Below are 24,892 nucleotides of genomic sequence, written 5' to 3'. Positions count from 1 at the left end.
TGGGCCGGATAGCCCGTTCCTAAGACTGCTGCAAGAGCTCAGTTGTAACGAACAGATGAAAACACTTCAAAACCCTGTATTGATTCTATCACTTGTTGCCACGAGCGGGATTTGATCAGCTCGTTGGTATCGAAGGGAACTCCTTTTTCTGCTGCAAAAATGCCAAAATTTTTCACCCAATCAAAGATAGTTTCTGTGGTAAAATAAGGCGTGCAGGCCCAAGCAGATTGCAAATTACTCGCCATCTCGGACATATCTCCTCGATTGTAAGCCTCCCAAGCTTTCCACACTAAATAATAGTATTTCAGCAGGCTATCAACTTGCTGTACCTGCTTTTTGAGTTTCGGACTAATAGAGAAACTGTCGCTCTCACCGTCACTTACAAATGCCTGTTCAATTATTTCTCCATATTCCCGAAGCATCCGTTCTTCTTTGAATAGTTCTTGGGCTCGCGCTTTGCACGCTTGTCCTGCAAGTCGGCGCGATTCCGGATTTTCTGCCCATATTTCCACCGTTTGTACCAACTCTTTTACTGTTCCTTCTGGGTCGATTGTAGGATCGGGGAGCAACTTTCCCGTATCTCCCAATTCTTCAGGAATCCCGCTGACTGCTGTGGCAATTACGGGCAATCCTTTCGCCATTGCTTCCATAATTGCTAGCGGCATTCCTTCTGCTTGGGAAGATAAAATAAAGATGTCGCTGGCATCTAGCCAATCGGCAATATCCCAGCGCTGTCCTAAGAATTTAACCTGTTCTTCTACTCCCAATTTGCTCACCGTTGCTCTTAATTCAGGTTCCATATTGTCGTGAGTAGTAGACCCAGGCCCGGCCCAAACAAAGTAAATTTGGGACCAAATTGGACGATTTTTCAATTGGGCGATCGCCTGCAATTGATACTGATATCCTTTAATTGGAGTCAATCTCGCCGCCGTAAAACAAACCACAGCATTTTCAGGGATTCCTTGTTCTTGACGCAGGCGTTGGCGAGTGGAAAGATTCGGCGGCTCAAAATAACTATTTGGTCTGCCATAATAGATTACTTTTCCTCGTTCTAGACGCGCTTTAAATAGACTTTGGAACAAGTTTAAATTCTCGTGGGAAACTGCTACTGCTGCTTTGGCTACAATGTACTGGTAGGCAACTGCATCGAAATAGGGAATTTGATCGCCGCGATCGAAGGTTTCATAATTGCGATTGATATAACCCAGACTGATTATGTACGGTATATTTTGCTCGATCGCAACTTGTTTAGCTGCAAAGTTAGCCATCGGCCAGCCGTCACTAAATATAATTAAATCCGGTCGAGCCTGGGCGTAAATCTTTTGAGCATCATCCAAATTGTAAGCTATTCGCAAAAACTCTTTCATCGTGTCGAACTCTAGCCAAATATGTTCGATGCCGAGCTGTTTTTGTTCAATAATTAAAGGGTTAGAAGCTTGACTTTGAACGCTGGTAACTCGGTAGCCATCGGCAGCTAATTTACACATCAGCGAGTGGTTAAACTGAGCCAAACCGCCGACTCCTGAGTCTTCTGTGTACAGGAGTACGTGCTGTCTTGGCGGCGGAGAAGTCGAACTGGGAGCGGATTGAAACTGATAAGGATTGTTCGCTGCGATCGCCACTATGTCTTGCCATTCCTGTAAATTGGTTAAGGCATAGGCATCAAAGTTGTAGCCGTACTGTTCCGAAACCCCCTTAAAAGTTTCCAGCCAATTAAAAACAGTTTCAGTGCCTGTCAAACGAGTGTAATACAGAGATTTTTCCAGACTTTCGACCATTTCTGCCAAATATCCGTCGCGGTACATCCGCCATGCTATCCATACGAAACACTTGTAACGTTCCGCGCGTTTCAAGTCACGGATACGCTGAGGCAAATCTGGCCGCGCGAAAAATTGCTCCATCAAAATTTCCGTATTTTTCATTAATTTGGAGCCGTTAGACATGATATTGCTGTCGTGCTGACGATAGCAGGTTAATATCTCTTTTAACCAAACTGACTTGCAGCCTTTTAAAGCTAAACGTAGGACAAAATCTAAATCTTCGGTTGGCGGCAAGCGACGATCGAAACCTCCCAAGCGTTCCCACCACTCTCGCCGCAGCATCATGGCGCTGGGCCGCACTGATTTGTACAAAACAAAGGCTTCTAAATCTAATTTTGGTGCTTCTTCCCAAGGCTTTACTCCATAGATGCCTTCGTCGTTTTTGCCAACGATGACCCAACCTGTTTGCACCATATCTAATGTGGGGTCAGCGTCAAAGCAAGCTACTTGTTTTTCGAGTTTTTCTGGTAGGAAGAAGTCGTCAGCATCTAGAAAAGCTAAAAATTCCCCTTTTGCTAACTTACAAGCATGATTTCGAGCAATTGCTGCTCCTTGATTTTCTTGATAAACATACTGAATTAAATCGAGGTAGGGTGCTAAGACTTGGCGAGTGTTGTCAGTTGAACCGTCGTCTACGACGATAATTTCCCAGTTTTGATAAGTCTGGCCCAGAACACTCTCTACGGCTCTGACAATGTAGCGCTCGCAGTTGTAAGCCGGGATGATGACACTAACGCGCACTTTTTGGGGAGTAATAATACTATCCATTAAATCTTTCCATTCTGGTAATTTTCTGATACAAATTGCATCGATATTGCAGCCGTAGGTCTTAGCAATTTCAGTGATGCGCTTTACCCAATCTGCTATAGTTGCTGTCAGGGAGTACGGGGTATAATCTAAAGATTTTTGCAAATACTCAGTCATTTCTGCCGGATAGCCGCTGTAGTAAAGTTGCCAAGCCATCCATGTCAGAGCTTCATAAAAAGCCTGCTTTTCTAATTGGCGGATATCCTCTGGCAAGTCGGCTATACTGAAGAAATTTTGCTTTAATTTAATACTAAGGCTTGCCTGTTTTAGCGCTCTCTGGATGGAGACATTTTGCCCGTGCTGGCGGTAGCATACTGTCACTTGAGGTAACCAAACAGCTTCGCACCCAGATAGTGATAAACGCACAATTAAGTCGGCATCATCTACTGAATCATACTGAGAATCAAAGCCACCGACTCGTTCCAGCCACGCCCGCGAAAACATCATGGCGCTGGGAAGTAGGGGCATATAAACAATCCAGGTTTTTAAGTCGAGCTGAGGAAAGTATTCCCAGGGTTTTATATCGCAAATACTTTCGCCTTGCTCTTTAACAATTCGCCAGCCACTATTAACAATTCCTAGTGATGGCTGAGCGTCAAATAACGCAACTTGTCCAGCCAACTTATCTGACAAGAAAAAGTCATCTTGATCTAAAAAAGCAATTAATTCACCTCGGGATTCCTGAATTCCTCGGTTGCGGGCGGCAGCTACTCCTTGGTTTTCCTGATAAACATAGCGAATTTTGTCAAAATAAGGCTGCAATACTTGTCGGGTGTCGTCGCTTGAACCGTCGTCTACGACGATAATTTCCCAGTTTTTATAGGTTTGGCTGATGACGCTTTCTACCGCTTGTGCGATGTAGCGATCGCCATTATATGCTGGAATAATTACACTTACTCGCGGTGTCGGATTTGCTATTGACATGAATTTTATCGGTGATCGGGAAGGGTTCGGCAACGGATTATGAAACGGACGTAACGGAGGTCAGGCAGAAGGCAGAAGGCAGAAAGCAGAAGGCAGATGCAATTCTAATGCTGACAGCAATCCGAATTTGAAATGTCAATCTGGTATTTTAGCGTGCATAAAATACAGATTCAATACCCTGTAATTCCTGGACTAATTGTTGCCATTCTGCTGAGTTAATTAGAGAATATGTATCTAAATAATGCCCTTTAGCTGAGGAAAAATTGGCAAAATATTCTACCCAGTTTAAGAGCGTTTCTGTAGTCAAAAAAGGTGTGTACTTCAAAGATTCTTGAAGCGACTTCTGCATTCCGCTTAGATCTTCTTGACAGTAAGCCTGCCAAGCATTCCACACTAAAGAGCTGTAATGCACCCGGCTTTCTATCTTCGTTATTGACCCCTGTACCTCTTTTTGAGTAACAAATTCATCTGTTTGGCGATCGCAAACTAAAGCTTTTTCGATCGCCTCAATCGACTCTGCCAACATCCGTTCCTCTTTAAACAGTTTTTCGGCCCGCTGCTTGCAAGCTTGACCGATTTGATGCCGCAATTCTGGATTCATCGCCCAAGCTTCTACAGTTTTCGCCAATTCCCTCGCGGTTCCGTCTGGATCGGTATTCGGATCGGGCAACAATTTCCCCGTATCGCCAAGCCCTTCAGGAATGCCGCCCACAGCCGTTGCAACTATCGGCAATCCTTTAGCCATCGCTTCCATGACTGCAAAAGAAGGCGTTCCATCTGCCAGAGATGTCAAAATGAATATGTCGCTAGCATCCAGCCAATCTAGGATATCCCAGCGCTGTCCGATCGCCTTCACGCGATCGCTCGCCCCTAACTCTTTAATAGTTTCCCTCAATTCTATTTCTACATTGTCAGCGCTTCCCTCACCAGTTCCTGCCCAAACAAAATACAGTTTAGACCACACAGGAGACTGCTGCAACTGCTTGATTGCTTCAATCTGATATCGATGCCCTTTAATCGATGCCAATCGAGCAGATGTGAAACAGACAATCGCATCTTCAGGAATTCCTATTTCTTGTCGCAGGCGTTGACGAGCAGCAGCATTAGGAGGTGCAAAATATTCAGGAGAACGCCCCAAGTAAATCACTTGTCCTCGCTCTTTTGGCAACTTGAAATGTTGGCACAATAAATTCAAATGTTCGTAAGCGCCCACAATCAAGGCTCTAGCTTGCAGGCAGTGGTAGAGCACTCCTTCTACATAAGGCACTACATCCCCGCAGGCAAAAGTTGCGTGTTCTGGCATAACTAACCCGATCACCATCATGTATGGTATTCCCATTTGAATAACTACCTGTTTAGCAGCAAAATTGGAAAATGGCCAACCATCGCTAAAAATAATCAGATCGGGTTTATTGCTAGCAAAAATCTCTCGTGCATCCTGAGTATTTCTTAACACCCGCTGTAAATCTTTATGACCGCTAAAATCCAGCCACAAGTGTTCTATACCTAACTCTCGTTCTCGCTCAAGCAAGGGGCTAGAATGTTTGGTTTGCACGCAAGTGACTCGATAGCCTAATAGGGCTAACTGACAGAGAATGGCATGATTGTATTGCGCTAATCCTCCCACGCCCGGATCGTCCGTGTTGTAGAGTAAAATGTGCGTTTCCCTACGGGATAGCTTCGCTTCACGCGCTTTTGAAGCTGTGGGAATAGAACTCTGTTGAGATTGGGGTGGATTAGTCATCACCATCACAATTATGTCTTGCCATTCCGCTAACTTACTCAGCGAATAAGCATCAAAATTTTCACCATATTCTTCAGAAGCCATCTGAAAACTTTCCAGCCAATTTAAGACTGTTTTTGTGGGCGAAAAAGGCGTATATTGCAATGACTTTTCTAAACACTGAGCCATCTCTGTTAGATGACCGTCGCGATACATCCGCCATGCCAGCCACTTTAAGCATTGATAGCGTTCCTGGTTTTTTAACTGCCGGATTGACTGAGGCAAATCGGGTCGAGCGAAAAATTGTTTCATCACAATTTCTATATTCTTCATTAGGCGAAAGCCGCTTGACATGAGATTAGAATTGTGCTGGCGATAACAGGTAAGTGTCTCTTCTAACCAAACTGCTTTGCACCCCTTTAAAGCTAAACGCAAGGTAAAGTCTAAATCTTCTGCTAGTGGAAATTGAGAATCGAAACCTCCCAATTTTTCCCACCACTTTCGGCGCATAATCATCGCACTCGGCCGCACACATTTATATAGAATAAAGCTTTCTAAATCTAATTGTGACGCTTGCTGCCAAGGCTTGACAGCCGAAATCTCTCGCCCGGTTTCATCGACGATCACCCAACCTGTTTGCACCATATCTAAGGTGGGATCGGCATCAAAGCAAGCTACCTGTTTCTCTAGCTTGGATGGTAGGAAATAGTCATCGGCATCTAGAAATGCCAAAAACTCGCCTTGCGCTAGTTGGCAAGCACTATTCCGGGCTACCCCGACTCCTTGGTTTTCCTGATAAATGTAGCGAATTCTGTCAAAATAAGGTTGCAATACTTGCTGCGTGCGATCTGTTGAACCATCGTCTACAACTATAATCTCCAAATTAGTAAAAGTTTGACTGAGGGCGCTCTCCACCGCTTGTACGATGTAGCGATCGCCATTATATACAGGTATAATTACGCTTACTTTCGGTGTTCGAGTAGCTGTTGACATTATTTAGCTCGCTGTTAACCTATGATGATCTAGTTTAGATGAATGTGGCGGACCTTCAGCATTATTCTGTGTTCGGTAGCTCTACTTACAAAAACTTGAAGTTTGGGAAATTGTAGCATATAATTTTACAGGTAATCATGACTCAAAAGGAAAATAAAAAATGAATTCGGAAACAGCGCAGGTGAATTTTCAGCAACAGGCAGAACTTTATTTAGCTACAGGCAACTTCGATCGGGCGATCGCACTTTGCCAACAAGTTTTGGCATCTGAACCCAATTCAGCAGAGACTTGCAAAACCCTAGGAAAGGCGCTGCAAGCTCAGGGTAAACTAGAAGACGCAAGGTATTGGTATAAAGTTGCGATCGCCCACCAACCGGATTTTGCCGAAGCTTTTGCTAACCTCGGCACTCTCTACGCGACTTTGGAACAGTGGCAAGAGGCGATCGCCTGTTACCAAAAAGCCATCTCCCTGCAACCAAACTTTGCAGGATTTTACCGTAATTTGAGCCGGATATTTACCCAAGCCGGTCAAGCTGAAGAAGCAGCAGACTTTTGGTATCAAGCACTCATGGTTGAACCGATAGAGATAGCGGAAGAATATCTCGATTTAGGTAATACTTTGTTGGCGCAAAACAAGCCAGAAAAAGCCCTGACTTGTTACCACCGCACGATTTATTTAAACCCGAGTTTTTGCGAAGCTTACTGCCAATTAGCAGAAGCTGCTAGCGAGCTAAAAAAGTGGGACGAAGCTATTATTCACTACCGCAAAGCTATTCAACTCCAGCCGGAGATTTCGGAGTTTTATTACAAATTAGGCAATGTTTTGCAAGCTAAGGAACTCTGGCGCGAAGCGGAGGCTGCCTACCGAAAAAGTATTGATTTAAATCCCAATTCTTTTTTGTCATACTACAACTTAGGCAGCGTGCTGCTCAATTTAGAAAAATGGCAAGAAGCTGCGATCGCCTACCGCACGGCTGTTGAAATTAACCCGGATTTTTCTTGGTCTTACTACAGCATCGGTGCAGCTTGCGATCGATTAGAAGAATGGTCTGAATCCGCCGCAGCTTACCAGCGCGCTACTGAAGTAGACCCGAATTTTTTCGCAGCTTTTCACAAGTTAGGAGATGCTCTTTTTAAGCTAGAAAAATGGTCAGAAGCTGAGGCTGCATACGAACGGGCGATCGCACTAAATGCGGATTTATTTTGGTCTCATTATAACTTAGCTTTGACTTTAGTTAAACTTCAAAAGTTTGCAGCAGCAACACTCGCTTATCGGCGGGCGATCGCACTCAATCCAGAATTCTCTTGGACTTACCACAATTTAGGAGAAGCGCTGTTAAAAACCCAACAGTGGAAAGCCGCAGCTACCGCTTACCGACGTGCTATTGAACTTAATCCCACTATTTCTTGGTCTTATTACAATTTAGGCGATGCTTTGAGTGGAATTCACGCATGGAACGATGCTGTTTCCGCCTACCTTTGTGCGCTTCAAATCGACCCGTCTCTACCGAAAATTTACATAAAGTTAGGTGAGGCTCTAATTAAAAGAACTCCGGTAGATTCCGATGTAGCAACTAGCTACTATCACCACGAAATGCAGCCACTCCACGCTCCTGAATTTTACTGCGAAATAGCCCAAAAGTTTGCTGAGAGCGATCGGATTAACGAAGCCATAATGTTGTACTTGATGGCATTAGAAATTAGACCAAAAGATCCAGAAATATCCCAAAAATTAGAGGATTTTTTAGAAAAACAGCGTCAAACAGGGGAATCTAATATATTATTAGAGTTAGAAGCTAAGGATATTCGCGATCGCTACATTGCCCGAGTAGTCAAAGGCAAGACTTTTGCAGAAGTCGGCGGCTTGTGGGGAACTGTCAGCGAAAAAGTATCTGTAGCTAGCAAATACGGTGCAGTTTCTCTGACAATGATTGATGCCATGCCGGCATCCCTCCACTGGTGGCAAGATTTTCACGATCGGATGACAAGTTTAAATATTGCTAATTATAATTGTATCAATCGAGATATAACTCAGATGCAGCTTGCAGAAATTGGCGAGCCTTACGATGTAGTTCACTGTGCAGGAGTTTTGTACCATCACCCCCATCCGTTGCAGATTTTAGTTGCCTTGCGTCAGATAACTCGCGAGCATTTAGTTTTCACTTCAGCTATTACCCAAGAAGTTATAGAGAATGAGTTAGGACGCTATGAACTTCCCGCTTCTGCAGTAATGTTTATTCCCGCTTTGGACGACGCAGAACGAGCTATTTTAACAGCTTACTGGCAGCCCTACCTCAACAACAACCCACTTATAGGGATAACTGAGAAAGCAGTTTTTGACATGAACAATTTTGCGGCGTGGTGGTGGCTGCCTACAGCTACTGCTTTAGAAGCTATGTGCAAAGTCGCGGGATTTAAAGTTTTAGACAAAGGATTGGCTTGGGACAATAATGTTCTGACTCTGCTGCTGGGGATTTGAGGATTAGTAAACGAACAATAACAAGACTTGCTTGTGCACAAACGGCTAAACACCCGGTTTATGAGCGGATTCCTCGTTTTTTTTTGCTATATTCCTACTAGAAACCGGGTATTTTCTGTAAGTCCTAAATAAAATAGCTGCCAACCTTTTTTGTGAAGAAAACAGGAACTAGAAAATAATCAATGAACAATAACCAACCAAGAACGTCGTTAGGAAACATTTTAGTAGTAGACGATACAGCAGAAAACCTGCGTCTGTTGTCTACGATGTTGACTCAGAGGGGGTACATCCCCCGCTGCGTGATTAACGGAAAAATGGCTTTGAGAGCCTGCAATTCTAATCCACCCGATTTGATTTTGCTCGACATAATGATGCCGGAAATGAACGGTTACGAAGTTTGTCAGCACTTGAAATTAGAGCCTAAAACTCGCGAAATTCCGGTAATTTTTATCAGCGCTAAAGATGAAGTTTTCGACAAAGTAAACGCATTTGCTGTGGGGGCTGTTGACTATATCAGCAAGCCATTTCAGTTTGAAGAAGTGCTCGCCCGCATCGAAAGTCACCTCAGCCTGCGGAATTTACAAAAGCAGCTAAAAGAACAAAATGTGCTGCTGCAAGAAGAAATCACGAGCCGCTTAGCAGTAGAAAAAACGCTCCAAGAAAAAAACCAAATCCTGCAACAAGAAATCAGCACCCGTCGCGCCGTAGAAAAAGCTCTGCAAGAGCAAAATTTGGTACTCCAACAAGAGATATCGCACCGCCAGCGCGCCGAATCTGCTCTATTAAAATCTAACCAAGAATTAGCGCGTTCAAATGCAGAACTAGAACAATTTGCTTATGTGGCTTCTCATGACCTGCAAGCGCCTTTAGCAACCATTGCCAGTTACGCTCAACTTTTAGAAAAACGCTACAAAGACCAACTCGACAGCCAAGGTAGTAAGTTTATCGGCAATATCGTTCAGGGCTGCACCAGAATGCAAAATTTAATTGACGATTTACTCGAATATTCGCGCGTTGGCCGGAGTCGGAAACCTTTTCAACTGACAGATTGCAATCATGCAGTCGAGCAAGCACTCGCGAACTTGCAAGGGGCGATCCGCGAGGCTAAAGCCGTTGTCACCTACAGCGAATTACCAACGGTAATGGGGGATATTTCTCAACTCGTACAGCTTTTTCAAAATTTAGTCAGCAATGCGATTAAATATCGCCACGATGTACCGCCTGTGGTTCATATTACCGCTTGCAAACAGGATGAAAACTGGTTAATTTGTGTCTCAGATAATGGAATTGGGATTGCTCCCCAGCATCAAAAACGTATCTTTCAAATTTTCCAGCGCTTGCACACTCAAAGAGAATATTCTGGGACAGGTATTGGTTTAGCAATTTGTCAAAAAATTGTGGAACTTCACGGCGGATCTATCTGGGTGGAATCGGAACCGGAGCAAGGTTCAACTTTTTACTTTACTCTCGCTTAATTGAGACATACTTTCGGCAAAAGGTATAAGATATAAATTGGTGAAATTAAGTATTTTATATATTTTAACTCCTAACTTGGAAGGTACAATCTAGGAGTTAATACTATTTAATAGTGTAGATAAAAGCATTGAATAATTGGGAATGACGGTGACTATCGGGGTGGGAAGATGGGCTACAGTTGCATTATTCTTTTAAGTGATATAAATGGCAAGTTAGAATAAAAATTATTTTGCGTTGACAGTCTAGTTGGTGCGTGATAGAATTTTAATAATTAAACAAAATTTTTGTAGCGCTTGCTTACCCTCCCAAATCTGACGGTCGATGTATCTGTACGTGCAATTGAATGACTGTCCTGAAAATAAAAGGTAAAATTCAAGTTAGTTTAATATTTACTTAATTTAAAAATATTATGAAAGCAGTTTTTAACTTAGCTTTGCCTCCTATCTGCTTTAAAGTTTTGTTAGTAGAAGACAACCCTCAAGAAGCTGAGCTGATTGAAGATTTGCTGTCAGAAATAGGTGGCTCGCAGCGTATATTGCTGACGAAAGTAGAGCGCCTCAGCGAAGCGCAGGAGCGATTGAATCAAGAAACTTTTGACATAATTTTATTAGACCTTTCACTGCCAGATAGTCTGGGAATCGAGACGGTGGCTCGGGTACAAGAGTACGGGGTAAATGTGCCGATCGTAGTTCTGACCGCCCAAAACGACGAAGAACTTGCCCTGCGGTTGATTTCGGTCGGCGTACAGGATTATTTGGTAAAAAGAAAAATCGACAGCGAACTGTTAATTCGATCGCTCCGTTACGCCATAGAACGCCAGAACAGTCAAGATGCTTTGCGAAAAAGTGAAGAAAAATATCGCTCGGTGGTGGAAAATTCTCTGATCGGCATTGCCATCATCGCTCCAATTATTGACCGCGAAATTCCTCTAAATTGCCACTGGATAGAAGTTAACGATGCCCTGTGCAATTTGCTGGGCTATGAGCGCTACGAACTCGTGCAAAAGAATTGGCTAGAGTTGACTCATCCAGAGGATTTGGAGGCTAATTGTGAAAAGTTTTCTCAGATGTTAGCAGGTAAGATAGACGGTTACATCTCAGACAAAAGGTGGCTGAAACAAGACAGCGAAATAGTTCACACGCGAGTTTCCCTGCGCTGCATCCGCCGCCTGGACGGGTCTATCTACCGGATAATCGAAGTAGTGTTGGACGTGAGCGATCGCTACCGCTACGAAGCCAAACTGAAAGCGTCAGAAGAATTTTTAAACCACACCATAAATGCTACGCCCGACCCAATTTTTGTCAAAGACGAGCAACACCGCTGGATGATATTAAATGATGCTTTTTGTCAGTTGGTCGGCCGCTCGCGGCAAGAACTGATCGGCAAATCAGATTATGACTTTTTCCCCCAATCAGAAGCTGCTGTTTTTTGGACAAAAGATGAAGAAGTATTGACAACGGGTGTCTGCTTGGAAACCGAAGAAAAATTCACAGACTCTGCCGGGAAACAACACATAATTTCTACCAAAAAAAGCGTCTTCCAAATAGCAGACGGCAGTAAAGTAATAGTGGGTACAATTAGAGATTTTACCGAATACAGACAGCAACAAAAAGCCCTGGAACAAAGCGAAGCTCGGTTTCAAAAATTGGTAGCTAACCTGCCGGGAACAATTTATCAATTACGAATGTCAGCAACTGGAAAAATGTCTTTCCCCTACATCTCTTCAGGCAGCCGCCAACTCTACGAATTAGAAGCAGAAGCAATCGAGCAAAATGCGGAACTGATTTTCAGCGGAATTCACGCCGACGATCTCTTAGATTTAAAAGCATCGATCGCAATTTCAGCCACTAAGCTGGAACCTTGGCAGCAGCAGTGGCGGCAGAATTTACCATCTGGAAAAGTTAAGTGGCTGCAAGGAGCTGCGAGACCAGAAAGGCTCAATAATGAAAGTAAATCTGGCAGCGAAGGCGATATTCTCTGGGACGGTTTAGTGATGGATATCACTGAATTAAAGCAGGCACAAACAGAGCGCGATCGTTTTTTTACCATCTCCTTAGACTTGCTTTGCATTATAGGTTTTGACGGCTATTTTAAACGTTTAAACCCCGCTTGGTCAACAGCTTTAGGCTACAGTATTAGCGAATTGTTTGCCAAGCCAATGATTGACTTTGTTCATCCAGACGATCGAAAAGCCACCGCAGCCGAAGGAGCAAAACTAATAGCGGGTACGTCCAGTATCTCCTTTGAAAACCGCTACATCTGCAAAGACGGTTCTTACAAATACTTCCTGTGGACGGCATCGCCATTTAGCGAAGAAGGTTTAATCTACTCAGTCGGTCACGACATTACCTCTCGCAAACAAGCAGAGTCCCAACTCCAGCGACAAGCAGTAGCAATGGCGGCTGCTTATGACGGAATCGCCATTTTTAATAATAATAAAGAATGTATTTATTCAAACGACGCTTATCTCAAAATGTACGCCTTGGCTAGCCGTAGCGAACTGTACGGGAAGAAATGGAAAATGCTCTACAGCAAAGCAGAAAATATTTTTTTTGAACTACAAATAATGCCGATGCTCCTGCAAAAAGGGTACTGCAATCTAGAAGCTATCGGTCAGCGCCGGGACGGTACTAAGTTCCCTCAAGAATTGTCGCTGACAATGCTTGTCGGTGGCGAAATCATTTCTATAGTCCGCGATATAACTAATCGAAAACAGGTAGAATCTGCCCTGCGATCGAGCCAGCGCCGGTACCAAACTTTAGCAGAAGCATCGCCAGTTTGCATATTTCACACCGACACCTTGGGAAATTGCCTTTATGTGAATCAGCGCTGGAGCGAAATTACGGGATTAAACGCAGAATTAGCAGCAGAAACTGGCTGGATGAATGCCATACATCCCGATGATATGGAGCGGGTGAAAAATGAATGGCATCGAGCAATTATTGAGAAAATTCCTTTTAAATCAGAATACCGCTTTCAGCGTCCAGACGGTCGTGTAATCTGGGTGATCGGTCAGGCAATTGCAGAAATCGGAGACAAGCAGGAAATTAAAGGCTATATCGGCACTATTACTGATATTAGCGATCGCAAACAAGCAGAATTAGATTTGCTGCGAGTTACTCAAGCGGTGGAAAGCACCAGCGATGCGATCGGGATTGCTGACTTGACAGGGCGATCGCTCTACCACAATCAAGCCTTTGTTCAACAGTACGGCTACACCGCAGAAGAACTAAACACAGCAGGCGGATTAAAAGCACTTTACCCCCAAACTAAAGTGCTGCTAGAAATGTTTAAAACGATCCGTAAAGGCAAATCTTGGCAAGGCGAACTCAAAATCAACACTAAAAGCAATCAACTGGTAACAACTTTATTTCGCGCCGACGGCATTAAAGATGAAACTGGTCATTTAATCGGGTTAGTGGGAGTAATTACCGACATCACCGAACGCAAACAAGCGGAGATGGCCCTGCAGCAGCAATTAAGGCGAGAACGGCTAGTAGTTGCCATGCTCGATCGCATTCGCTCCTCCCTAAATTTAGAAGAACTCCTGACAACTGCTGTCGAAGAAGTGCGGCAATTTTTGCAAACAGACCGCACAGTTATTTACCGATTTAATCCCGACTGGAGCGGTATTGTAGTTGTCGAATCCGTAGCAAAAGATAGAATTTCGCTGCTCAATCTTAACAATGTTGATGGCTGTTTTAAAGAAAAATTTGTTGAAGTTTATCAGCAAGGTTATATTAGATGTATGGAAGATATTTACCGGGAAAATTTGACGGAATGCCACATGAAATTTCTCGAAGGAATTGAAGTAAAAGCTAACTTAATAGTCCCAATTTTAAAAGCAAGAGAAAGCATTTCCCAAGTCCAACCGACGGCAGAAAATCAGCTCTGGGGACTGCTGATCGCCCAGGATTGCAGCGGCCCCCGTCCCTGGGATTCCTCAGAAATAGAATCCCTCCGGCAATTGTGCGTGCAATTGGCGATCGCGATCCAGCAATCGACGCTATTTGAACAAGCACAAACGGAAATTGTCGATCGCAAACTTGCAGAATCTGCCCTCCAACAAGCTGCATTAGCCGCAGAAAGCGCCAACCGCGCCAAAAGCGAATTTCTTGCCAACATGAGCCACGAACTACGCACGCCTTTAAACGGCGTTTTAGGTTACACTCAAATCCTCAAAACCGACAAAGACTTAAACTCAGATCAGCAAGAAAGTCTCAGCAATATTCTGCAGTGCGGTCAACACCTGCTGATGTTAATCGACGATGTTTTAGATCTTTCCAAAATTGAAGCTAGAAAAATGGAACTCTACCCGGAAGAGTTAAATTTTATAAATTTTATGAAAAACATTGCCGATCTATTTCAGATGCGGGCCTCTCAAAAAGAAATTTTATTCCATTACGAACAAGTCTCTCCCCTGCCTAGCTGCGTTCGTGTGGATCCAAAAAGATTGCGCCAAATTCTCATAAATTTACTCAGCAATGCCGTTAAATTTACTAGCAGTGGCGGTGTGACTTTCAAAGTCGGCTATGTCGGCACAGGAGCCTGGAGTCTAGGGCAAGGAGAAAGTTATAAGTTCTCGACTTTGAGTTCGGAACTGAAACAAAATTATATGCGCTTCGCCCATAATGCGATCGCAGCCAAACACGCTTTAAAAATCCGCTTTCAAGTCGAGGATACCGGCACGGGAATAGAGCGAAGCAAGTTAGAAGAAATATTTTTGCCTTTCCACCAAGTAGGAGGCAATACGTTTGTTGAAGGTACAGGTCTCGGACTCTCGATTAGCCAGAAATTAGCCAAACTAATGGGTGCCGAAATTCGCGTCCACAGCACTTTAGGAAAAGGCAGCACTTTTTGGCTAGATTTAGAATTGCCAGCAGCTAAACGGTACTTGGAGGTGTCTCCTTTGCAGGAAAAACGCTGGCTTGTCGGTTTTGTCGGCAACAAGCGGAAAGTGCTAATCGTGGAGGACAATCAACTGGATCGCGATTTGTTGTGCAGGCTGCTGCGGCGTTTGGGATTTGAGGTTGCAGAGGCCCAAAACGGGCAAGAATGCCTCTGCAAAACAGTTGAATTTCAACCGGATGTGATTTTAATGGACTTGCGGATGCCTGTAATGGATGGCTTAGAAACTGCAAGAAAACTGCGGCAGTTGCCGGAAGGAAAAGATGTCGTGTTAATGGCTATGTCAGCTAGCGTTTTCGCGGCTACGCAGCAAGATAGCATCCTCGCAGGGTACGATGATTTTCTTCCCAAACCGATCGAAGCAAATCACTTTTTGGAACAGTTGCGCCTGCATTTGGGACTAGAATGGATTTATGGGGAATCTTCGGAAAACAAAAAGCGCAAAACTTCCAGTTTGTTACCAGCCGCTGATTTTCCTGCTTATTCTTCTCTGTTACCTGCGGCTTCTGAGTCAGTAGCAAAACTTTTGAAACTCGCAGCTATGGGCGACATTGAAGAAATTTTTGAGGAGAGTGCTAAGCTGGAGAGTTTAGAACCTAATTTAGTGCCGTTTGTCTCGAAGCTGCGCCAACTTGCTAAGGGATTTCAGCTCAAACAAATTCGGAATACTTTAAACCAATATATCGAGAGAAAATAGTATGAGTCTCATGGTTGAGAGCTTGGCTGGATACATACTATAGCCTTTCGAACTCTCATATGAGGTACAAGTTTAGATTTTAGATTTTAGATTTTAGATTTTAGATTTTAGATTGGGGGATTGAGGAATTGTTAATTAATTAGTAAATACCTCATCTTTATGAGAATCGCTATATAGCCTTTCGATCTCTCATATGAGGTACTCTAGGCCTCCGCGGCCTCCGCGGCCTCCGCGGCCTCCGCGGGCATAGCGCATAGGGCATACCTCACCACGCTTGAGAACCGCTGTAATTTAGATGGGCAGAAACTTACCGCCGCGTTATTTAGTCGGAGATATGGCAGTTGTCGATCGCGCAATTGTCAGTGCAGGCGGCCGTAACTCCCAACATTAAACAAGTTATTTTGCCGCTTCAGAAGTTGTATCCCAGAGCCCGATCAACTGCTGTTAAATGCCAGATATCTTTGGGCGCAGTATAGATTTTGAGCAGCGCCTCCTGTAGCTCGCTATTACCGTGTTTTGTACTCTTTCAAACAAGATTTTTCTGGTAAACTAAAGTGTAAAGTTGCCTTTCATCCCTAGACTGAAGTCGCAGGGTTTTCAGGCAATTTTTTGATAAGAGAGTTTTTGAGAGAGTTGGGATTGAAATTACTTTGCCTCAGTAACGGCCACGGAGAAGACGCGATCGCCCTTCGCATCTTGCAGGAACTGCAACAGCACCCGCATCCGCCAGAATTAGCCGTGTTTCCGCTAGTGGGTGAAGGGCAAGCTTTCGCTCAACTAGAAAACGCCCGCATCATCGGCCCGATGCAGCGGATGCCTTCGGGCGGCTTTATTTACATGGACGGGAGGGAATTTTTGCGCGATGTCAAAGGCGGGCTGCTTCAGTTGACAATCGCTCAGTTTAAAGCCATCCGCGCTTGGGTGCGGACTCAACAACAGTCTGGGAATCAAGACGGCGTTATTTTAGCCTGCGGGGATATTGTACCGCTGCTGTTTGCTTGGCTCAGCGGCGCGCCCTATGCCTTTGTCGGTACTGCCAAGTCCGAGTATTATTTGCGGGACGAGGACGGGCCTCTGGCTCGCAAATCCAGGGTCTTTGGTGGGCGGAGTTGGTCGCGATCGGTTTATTTGCCTTGGGAGCGCTGGTTGATGACTCGATCGCGCTGTCGGGCCGTTTTTGCCAGGGACGCGCTCACCGCCGAGACTTTACAAAAGCTGGGAATTCCCGCTTACAATCTCGGAAACCCGATGATGGACGGACTCGAACCGGAAAATCCAGCCGGTTTTTACGGCCCTGACGCAGAGTTTCGGGAAAGGTCGCGATCGCTCGTCATCACCTTACTCCCCGGTTCTAGAGCGCCGGAAGCCTATGCTAATTGGCTGCTAATAGTAGAGGCTGTAGCCGGAATTTTGTCGCTGTTTGCCGATCGCAAATTGTTATTTTTTGGAGCCATTTCTCCGGAGTTAAATTTAGAAGCTTTGCGACCTAGTTTAGAATTTTTCGGCTGGCGACAAGACGGCGAAACTAGAACGCAGCGGCGAGAAGGAAGTATTTTGCGACCTCCTGTTTCTAGCGATCGAGAAATTCGGAAAGAATCTCCTAATTTGCTATTGCCCTTGACATTGGTGCAGAGAAACGCCACGATGATTTTGACTCAGCAAAGTTTTAACGATTGTTTGTACGAAGCCGATTTAGCAATAGCAATGGCAGGAACAGCTACAGAACAATTTGTAGGTTTAGGAAAACCGGCGATCGCCATTCCCGGAAACGGCCCGCAATTTACTCCAGCTTTTGCAGAAGCTCAAAGTCGCCTGTTAGGCCCGTCATTAATTTTAGTCAAACATCCCGCCGAAGTTGCCGGCGCCGTGCAGTCTTTGCTCCGCGACCCCGACAGGTTGCAGCTAATCGCTGAAAATGGCTGGCGGCGCATGGGAGAACCCGGTGCAGCAGCCAGAATTGCCGAGTGTTTAATTCAGCGGTTCGGCGGTGAATGCAGCAATTCTCAATTGCCTGCAATAGACTAGGGAAAAAACAATGTTTTGTCCCTACCAAGTATGTTTAATTCTACTTGCTTAAAAAAATATTGTTCATTCACTACCTACTAATTTCCGTAGGGTGCGCCTAGGCGCACCTTACTAATACTGCATTCGCAGAAAATTTCAATTCGCCGTTTTTTCCGAAGATATATCCCAGAAATTAGCTGGAGGAATTTTAAAATCCGACTTAACCAAAACTCCCGGTTCTCGCTGCACCGGCAGCACATCTAAAGTATCCGTTTGCGCGCAATATTTTAAATCTTCAATAACACCTAAACCGAGGAGGCGCTGGCCGTGACTGGCTCTTTCCAACAATTCGTGCAACCTATCTTGCCAGTGCAAATAAAGAGCAATAGCCGCAAATACTTCATCGTTACCAGCAAAATCGCTCGCAGGAATACCGCTTTCTGCCAGGAGACTTTGGGCGATCGCACCAGCACAAACCGTATCTTCCAACGAATAACCCCCTTCCCAACCAGAACCCACAATCCAAATAGTTTCCGGCTGTTTATTTAACAAAAACTGCACCACAGATTTGCGGTTAATCAAAGCCGCCGTTAACACAGTTGCAGCAGCTTGCACTCGCTCCAGAGCCCGAGTACCGTTAGTTGTGCTGATAAAAATTCGCTTCCCAGTGACCTTTTCTGGCGTGCAGTCGAAGGGGGAATTCCCCATGTCAAATCCGTCAACTTTGCTGCCGCCGCGCTCTCCGGCGCGAATCCGCTTGTCTGCAGGCCATTTTTCGCTGCTTGCCATTAACTTATCTAAGTCGCTGAAAACTTGGACAGCTTCCGCCCCATTATTCAGGGCCGTTGCCATTGTCGTAGTCGCCCGCAGCACATCAACTGCGATCGCGCAAGCCGGCATTTTGTCGGCTGGCGTAAGTTCCGGGGTATGGTAAATAAAAAGCTTCACTGTTGGGCTACCTGCGATAAATCCTCATCAGCAATAATAATGGAAAGTGGATAATAGAAAATAGAGTCGAGTCCTCAAAAGCAGAAAATATGTCAAAACAGCTAAATTCAAACCCCGCCCGCGCCGCCATTACCGCACCAATTGGACTGCTGGCCGGTTTCACCTATCCTTTGCGAGCTTTCACGCTGATTTTGCAAACTCCCAAGCTGTGGACTTATGTATTAGTTCCCGTGGTGCTAAATTTTATAATTGGTATCGGTCTTTATTTAAGCTTGCTATTTCCCAGTTTGGCAGGGATAGACGTTTTAGTTGCCGATTTATCCGTCCGATTTAACGCTCTAATTGCGAGTTTTCCAGCTTGGCTGAGCTTTCTGGGTCTGTTAACAGTCGCTTTCGGCTGGCTGCTGCGCGTACTCCTAGTCTCAGGACTTTTGCTGATAATTGGATTTTTGTTAGTGCAGTTTGGCGTGATTTTAGGTTCGCCCTGGTACGGCAAACTTTCCGAACAATTGGAACTCCTGCGGAACGGTCAATTGCCCGCAGAAGCACCAATGAATTTGGCGAATAGTTTTCGGGATATTCAAAGGGCGATCGCCTTTGAACTGCGAAAACTACAAATTTTGTTGAGCGTCGGTATACCGCTGCTGCTGCTAAATTTTATCCCTGGTGTCGGCTCTATTCTTAGCAGTTTGGGTGGCGTAGCTTTGGGCGCGACTATTGTCTGTTTGGACTTTTTAGATGCACCTTTGGAGAGGCGGAGGCGACCTTTTCAGGAGAAGTTGGAGATAATTTGGGCGAGTTTGCCGGCCAGCGGGAGTTTTGGTTTGGTTTGTTTGGGTTTGGTGAGCATTCCGCTGTTGAATCTGTTGGCGATTCCGCTGTGCGTGACGGCGGGAACTTTGTTTTTTTGCGATCGCATTTGGCCTGCCCGCTTTGCCCCAGAAGAAACTCATAGCGATCGAGAAACTAACATTACTAATTAAAAACTAGGGAGATGCTTCTTCCTTCGGCTGACTCTGGGAGTTAAGACCCAAAAACGGGCTTAACAACAGCCAGCTAATGAAGAAAAAGGATGCTGTAAATAGCTGGACAATATCGATCGCCGACAAATATCCGTCAGACAATAGTGCAATAGTTCTATCTGTCAGCCCGAATATCCAAGAGAGAATCCCAAACAGCCAAATGCCTTTTTGGAGGATGGGCAAAAATGCTGAAACTTCCGAGTTTTGCTGGTTCATTAATTTAGCCCTTGTTTGCGAAAAGTCTGATTAACCGGGGCACCCCAAGGGCTTAAGGATTTTTGGTGTCTCCTCGGATTCCCTTTGTTATCTATAATGTTAAGAAATATTTCCCGATATGACAACGCGCCCTGGGAGGTATTTCCGCATCTATCTCAAGAGGTAGTTGCAGCCCCAACAAAGAGTGATATTTGCTACACTTTGGCAGCGGCGCTAGAGATTTTGCCGATTTTTTGAGATATAAATTGCTGGGCACGGGTAGCGACGGGATCTCTTGGCACCGCGCCTACAAAAAACTTGTAATTTATTTTGAATTATGTAATACTACACAATGAGCAAGTTTGGTTCAAGAACGATCGCGAGGTTTGTACTGAGGAGGGAGAGTTATCAAAGCCCTAAAAGCCACAGGACAAACAATTTGATTGTCAGTATTAACCCGGCTTGATATCAGTTCAGCGTCAATAAAATCGAACAATGGCACGCTTAAATCAGATTATTGCGATCGAAAAAGGCATCAAAAGCCGATCCGTCCAAGAACTCGCCGAAGCTCAAAAAGCACTCCAGAAGCCCGCTGTGCTTTCGGGAATCTCCCGCACTTACCGCCCCAAAGACGAAGAAGGCGAACAACTGCCGCCCGAGTCCAAAAAAGTTGAAGTCAAAGCCGAAGAGATTATCCGCAAAACAACTGAAGTTTTGACCAAACTCTTCGACGTAACCGCAACCAAAGATTGGACAAATTGTAGCGCCCGCGCTGACGTAACTGTAGACGGAAACGTGCTTTTGAGCCAAGTTCCCGTCAGCTATTTGCTATTCCTTGAAAAGCAGTTGGCCGATTTGCAAGCATTCATCAAAAAACTTCCCGTCTTAGATGCCTCCGAGACTTGGAACTTCGATGCTTCGGCAGACTGCTGGGCCACAGAACCGGTGCAAACTCTCAAAACTTTTAAAACTCCGCGCAATCACGTTAAAGCTGAAGCTACCGAACACCATCCGGCTCAAGTCGATGTTTATTACGAAGATATTACGATCGGCTATTGGCGGACTGTGAAGTTTTCTGGAGCTTTGCCAGCGCGCCGGATCAATGAGTTGCTGCAAAGGGTGGAAATCTTGCAGCAAGCTGTTATGTTCGCCCGCGAAGAAGCTAACAATTCTGAAGTTGAGGAACAGAGAGTGGGAGAACGAATTTTTCAGTTTATTTTCCGCTAATTGCTTGCTTTTTTGATAGTTATGGTTTAAGATATAAACAGAGTACAAGTTCAATCTAAAACTTCAACTTAAACCGTACAAATGTGATAGTGCAGGTTCGACTCCTGTCCCTCCTACCAAAAAAAGGGGGGTAGCCCAATTGGCAGAGGCAGCATTGCGTACAAATTCAGCAGCAAGTTATTACTCTAAACTCAGCATTCACCGCCGATCGCTAAAACGAATGTCAGGAAAATCACATCATCGATGTTGCTGGTTCAACTCCAGCCTCCTCAACCAAACGCTGGGGAGTAGCTCAATCGGTAGAGCGCGATGCTATTAATCTTAAATCCTTGACTTAAATGTGATAGCGTGTGCAAATGGGCGGTAAATATAAACCCAGTAGTAAGGTCAGAACTACTGGGTTTTACGCTAATTTATCAATCAAAGTGATACGATTTCTCAAAAAGAATGCAAAAGCAAGCTCTAAACCGATACAGCGTCAGTCATTTCCCATCTAAAATCTAAAATCTAAAATCTAAAATGGTATGATTTACTGCATCAATCCTCAATGCGAACAACGCGAAAATCCTGCTGCTGCTCAAAATTGTCAGGCTTGCGGCACGGATTTGTTAATTGGCGATCGCTACCGCATCCTTAAACCAGTGCGATCGCCAAATCCCGCACGCCCCACGGACATCTTTGAAGTCGAAGATTTGGGAACCGGGGAAAACGAATGGGGAACTGTCAAAATTTTAAAAGTCTTGAAACACACACACAATCCCGATTTAGTTCGCGTGTTCAAGCAAGAAGCGCGAGTTTTGATTTGGCTGGCCGGAAAGGGCTCAGTTCCCCAAATCGAACCTGACGGTTATTTCCCAATTAAACTCCCCAATAATTTCCAGAAATTGTCTTGTTTGGTGATGGAAAAAATTACCGGAGAAAACTTGGCAGAATTCTTAAATAAAAACCAGCAAATTTCTCAAAAGCTCGCTCTTGATTGGCTGCAACAAATGACCAGTATTTTGCAGGAAATCCACAAATATCATGTAGTGCATCGGGATATTAAGCCATCCAACATGATGGTTGAAGCCAATGGGAAATTGAGATTAATTGACTTCGGCGCCGCCACAGAAGCAGATATAGATACCGCACCCATAGGTTCTGCTGGATACGCCGCACCGGAACAAATTGCAGGTAAAGCAGGCGTGCGATCGGACTTTTTTGCCCTGGGGCGTACTTTTGTACATTTATTAACAGGCATACAGCCGAGTCACTTTCCCGTTAATGAAAAAACTGGTAAAATTAATTGGAGGAATCAGGCTGTAGATATTGACCCGTTACTCCTAGAGTCGATCGACGAATTGATGGAACCGCTACCGGAAAACCGACCTGAAAATACCCAAGTTATTTTAGAAAAATTAAAAATTCACGACGCAGACCCCCTGCAAAAGGGGGACGCAACATCGCTTTAATAAATCTCTTCCAACCGGCGAAAATCCCGCTCAACTTCCGCCCACAAAGCCCGATTGTGAGGGTCAGTTTTCACAGCCTTTTTCAAATATATTCTCGCCTTATCAACCTGCTTTTCTCCGATCAAATGCCGTCCCCAGCGCTGATAGGCGATCGCCTGCCACTGACGCACCTCCAAATCTTCGGGAACCCGCTGGGCCAAACCCTCAATCAAGGCGATCGCCCGCGGGAACCTCTGATATTTCAGCAACTGCTGCAGCTCAACATAAGCATCTTGCTTTAACTTTTGTTCCGCAGCCGACAAATCCGCATTAGATTGAACCGCAGTCTCTTTTCGAGTCACCTTAACTGCTTGCGGTTGAGTTTTCACCCCCCGATCCGGCGGTGTCGGAGTAGGCTGGACAGTTGAATTGGCAACCTTCGACTCCGCAACATCGGGGGGGGCAATTTTCACCAGGAACTTATAAGCCTCAGTAATAGCAATAAACTTATTTTTAGCCTGTTCGTTTCCCGGATTCACATCGGGGTGATACTGTCTCGCTAACTGCCGATAAGAGGTCTTAACTTGCGATAAACTCGCACCAGACCTCAGTCCTAACTGTCGGTAATAATCTGCAATATCCATCTAGCATGAATGAGCGTTGATAATACCATTAAATATGGCAGAATCCTTAAATGTAAAGATTCTGCCAAAATTTACTGCGAACTAGGTTGTAGTGCGAGGGTTGCCCGCACTACGGTCGCGCAAAAATAACTTACGGACGCTCTTCGATTACTCTGTCAATCAAGCCGTATTCCCTGGCTTCCTCAGCGGACATGAAATAGTCGCGATCCATGTCCTTCTCGATTTTCTCGATCGGCTTGCCAGTATTCTTAGCATAGATATTATTGAGTTCGTGGCGCAGCCGCAGAATCTCTTTCGCCTCAATCTGAATATCCGTTGCTTGTCCCCGCGTGCCCCCAGAAGGCTGGTGAATCATGATTCGCGAGTGAGGCAAAGCTAACCGTTTTCCTTTCGCACCGGCAGCTAACAGGAAAGAACCCATCGAAGCAGCCAAGCCCACACAAATCGTCACCACGTCCGATTTAATGTGCTGCATGGTATCAAAAATAGCCATGCCTGCCGACACCATTCCGCCTGGGGAATTGATGTACAAAATAATATCCTTACCTGAATCTTCCGAATCGAGATAGAGCATCACAGCGATGATTTGATTGGCAATTTCATCGTCAATGTCCCTGCCCAAGAAAATAATTCGTTCCCGGTAGAGGCGATCGTAGATATTAATCCACTGAGTATCATAACCACCCGGCATTTTGTAGGGAACTTTTGGCACACCTATAGGCATAATTCGGAACTCCGTTTAGTTGGTAATTGGCGATCGGGCAATTGGTTATGGTTTATTAGTTATTTGTTACTTGTTATTTCCGGTTTTTTAGTTATTGGTTATAATGACCAATAAACAATAACCAATAACTAATAACTAATAACTAATACCCCCTAACCGAATTAGATGACTCCTGCAGGCAGCGGTTTCGGTAATTCTTCCGAACTTTCAAGAACGCGATCGATCAAACCGTATTCTTTAGCTTCATGGGGCGTCATGTACAGCAACCGATCCATATCTTTAGTAATCTTTTCGATCGGTTGGCCAGTACAGCTTGCAAAAATCTCAAGCATCGTCGCTTTATTTGCCAGCACTTCCTTAGCCCGAATTTGAATGTCGCTTGCTTGACCCCGCGTGTAAGCCTTGGGTTGGTGCAAAACAATCGAAGCGTGGGGCAAACTCGCCCGAAAGCCTTTTGTACCAGCCGCTAAAAGCATGGCAGACATCCCCATTGCCGAACCGAGGCAAATAGTGTGTACGGGCGGCTTAATGTACTTGATCGTATCGCAGATAGCGAAGGCTTCTGTTTCAAAGCCGACGGGTTCGCCACTGTAACCAGAAGTGCCGGTCGAGTTGATGTAGATTTTGATCGGCTTATCCGGGTCTTCGTACTGCAAGAACAACAGTTCAGCGATAATCAGTTCTGTTACCGCAGGCACCAGAGGCATCCCCAGATAAACGATCCGCTCCTTCAGCAACAGGGATGGCAAATCGGGAGGTGGCGTCCGAGAGTTCCCTTCCCCGTAGTATGGCGATTGCACAGCTTTAATTGGTGTGTTCATATAACCGAAATGTTGCCTGAACTGATGGAGCTATTCTTAAAGAAATAGTA

General features: G+C 44.9%; 14 protein-coding genes. 7 read left to right on the top strand and 7 right to left on the bottom strand.

Annotated elements, in window-relative coordinates:
* Nucleotides 1-38: 38 nt before the first annotated feature.
* A complete protein-coding gene (locus OSC7112_RS14285; RefSeq protein ID WP_015176558.1) occupies nt 39-3,551 on the bottom strand; it encodes a glycosyltransferase in 3,513 nt (1,170 codons plus the stop codon).
* Between the two features lie 148 nt (nt 3,552-3,699).
* Nucleotides 3,700-6,267, bottom strand: coding sequence for a glycosyltransferase (locus OSC7112_RS14280; protein ID WP_015176557.1), 2,568 nt, complete (start codon nt 6,265-6,267; stop codon nt 3,700-3,702).
* Between the two features lie 160 nt (nt 6,268-6,427).
* Here OSC7112_RS14280 and OSC7112_RS14275 point away from each other — a divergent pair, with 160 nt between their 5' ends.
* From OSC7112_RS14275 to OSC7112_RS14260, 4 genes are all read left to right on the top strand, one after another.
* A complete protein-coding gene (locus tag OSC7112_RS14275) occupies nt 6,428-8,746 on the top strand; it encodes a tetratricopeptide repeat protein (protein ID WP_015176556.1) in 2,319 nt (772 codons plus the stop codon).
* A 182-nt stretch (nt 8,747-8,928) separates the two neighbouring features.
* Nucleotides 8,929-10,221 (top strand): ATP-binding protein, encoded by a 1,293-nt coding sequence (locus tag OSC7112_RS14270; RefSeq protein WP_015176555.1) that lies wholly within the window; start codon nt 8,929-8,931, stop codon nt 10,219-10,221.
* A gap of 410 nt (nt 10,222-10,631) precedes the next feature.
* Nucleotides 10,632-15,827: a PAS domain S-box protein gene (locus tag OSC7112_RS14265; protein WP_015176554.1), complete on the top strand. Its 5,196-nt coding sequence runs from the start codon at nt 10,632-10,634 to the stop codon at nt 15,825-15,827.
* 639 nt (nt 15,828-16,466) lie between these two features.
* Complete coding sequence (locus OSC7112_RS14260) at nt 16,467-17,852, top strand: lipid-A-disaccharide synthase-related protein (protein ID WP_051041592.1); 1,386 nt, start codon at nt 16,467-16,469, stop codon at nt 17,850-17,852.
* Between the two features lie 135 nt (nt 17,853-17,987).
* On the opposite strand, the gene OSC7112_RS14255 is transcribed toward OSC7112_RS14260, so the two are convergent.
* Nucleotides 17,988-18,779, bottom strand: coding sequence for a 2-phosphosulfolactate phosphatase family protein (locus OSC7112_RS14255; RefSeq protein WP_015176552.1), 792 nt, complete (start codon nt 18,777-18,779; stop codon nt 17,988-17,990).
* Between the two features lie 89 nt (nt 18,780-18,868).
* On the opposite strand from OSC7112_RS14255, the gene OSC7112_RS14250 reads away from it, so the two are divergent.
* Nucleotides 18,869-19,762: an EI24 domain-containing protein gene (locus tag OSC7112_RS14250; RefSeq protein WP_015176551.1), complete on the top strand. Its 894-nt coding sequence runs from the start codon at nt 18,869-18,871 to the stop codon at nt 19,760-19,762.
* 3 nt (nt 19,763-19,765) lie between these two features.
* On the opposite strand, the gene OSC7112_RS14245 is transcribed toward OSC7112_RS14250, so the two are convergent.
* The gene (locus OSC7112_RS14245; RefSeq protein WP_015176550.1) at nt 19,766-20,017 is read right to left on the bottom strand and encodes a hypothetical protein; all 252 of its coding nucleotides are present in this window, start codon (nt 20,015-20,017) and stop codon (nt 19,766-19,768) included.
* A gap of 474 nt (nt 20,018-20,491) precedes the next feature.
* On the opposite strand from OSC7112_RS14245, the gene OSC7112_RS14240 reads away from it, so the two are divergent.
* A complete protein-coding gene (locus OSC7112_RS14240) occupies nt 20,492-21,223 on the top strand; it encodes a DUF7873 family protein (RefSeq protein ID WP_015176549.1) in 732 nt (243 codons plus the stop codon).
* 524 nt (nt 21,224-21,747) lie between these two features.
* A complete protein-coding gene (locus OSC7112_RS14235; protein ID WP_015176548.1) occupies nt 21,748-22,674 on the top strand; it encodes a serine/threonine-protein kinase in 927 nt (308 codons plus the stop codon).
* Here the strand turns inward: OSC7112_RS14235 and OSC7112_RS14230 are convergent.
* The 3 genes from OSC7112_RS14230 to OSC7112_RS14220 all read right to left on the bottom strand — a co-directional run bounded on the left by OSC7112_RS14230 (nt 22,671) and on the right by OSC7112_RS14220 (nt 24,842).
* Nucleotides 22,671-23,297, bottom strand: a complete 627-nt coding sequence (locus tag OSC7112_RS14230; RefSeq protein WP_015176547.1) for a J domain-containing protein — start codon at nt 23,295-23,297, stop codon at nt 22,671-22,673. The two genes, OSC7112_RS14235 and OSC7112_RS14230, sit on opposite strands and share 4 nt — an antisense overlap.
* A gap of 130 nt (nt 23,298-23,427) precedes the next feature.
* On the bottom strand, nt 23,428-24,021 hold the full coding sequence (locus OSC7112_RS14225; RefSeq protein WP_015176546.1) for an ATP-dependent Clp protease proteolytic subunit: 594 nt from the start codon (nt 24,019-24,021) through the stop codon (nt 23,428-23,430).
* A gap of 161 nt (nt 24,022-24,182) precedes the next feature.
* Nucleotides 24,183-24,842 (bottom strand): ATP-dependent Clp protease proteolytic subunit, encoded by a 660-nt coding sequence (locus tag OSC7112_RS14220; RefSeq protein WP_015176545.1) that lies wholly within the window; start codon nt 24,840-24,842, stop codon nt 24,183-24,185.
* Nucleotides 24,843-24,892: the final 50 nt, after the last annotated feature.

The sequence above is a fragment of the Oscillatoria nigro-viridis PCC 7112 genome, assembly GCF_000317475.1.
GTDB classification, from domain to species: Bacteria; Cyanobacteriota; Cyanobacteriia; order Cyanobacteriales; family Microcoleaceae; genus Microcoleus; species Microcoleus nigroviridis.
The sequence above is the reverse complement of the archived record's forward strand: the minus strand, read 5'-3'. Positions and strand labels throughout refer to the sequence as shown.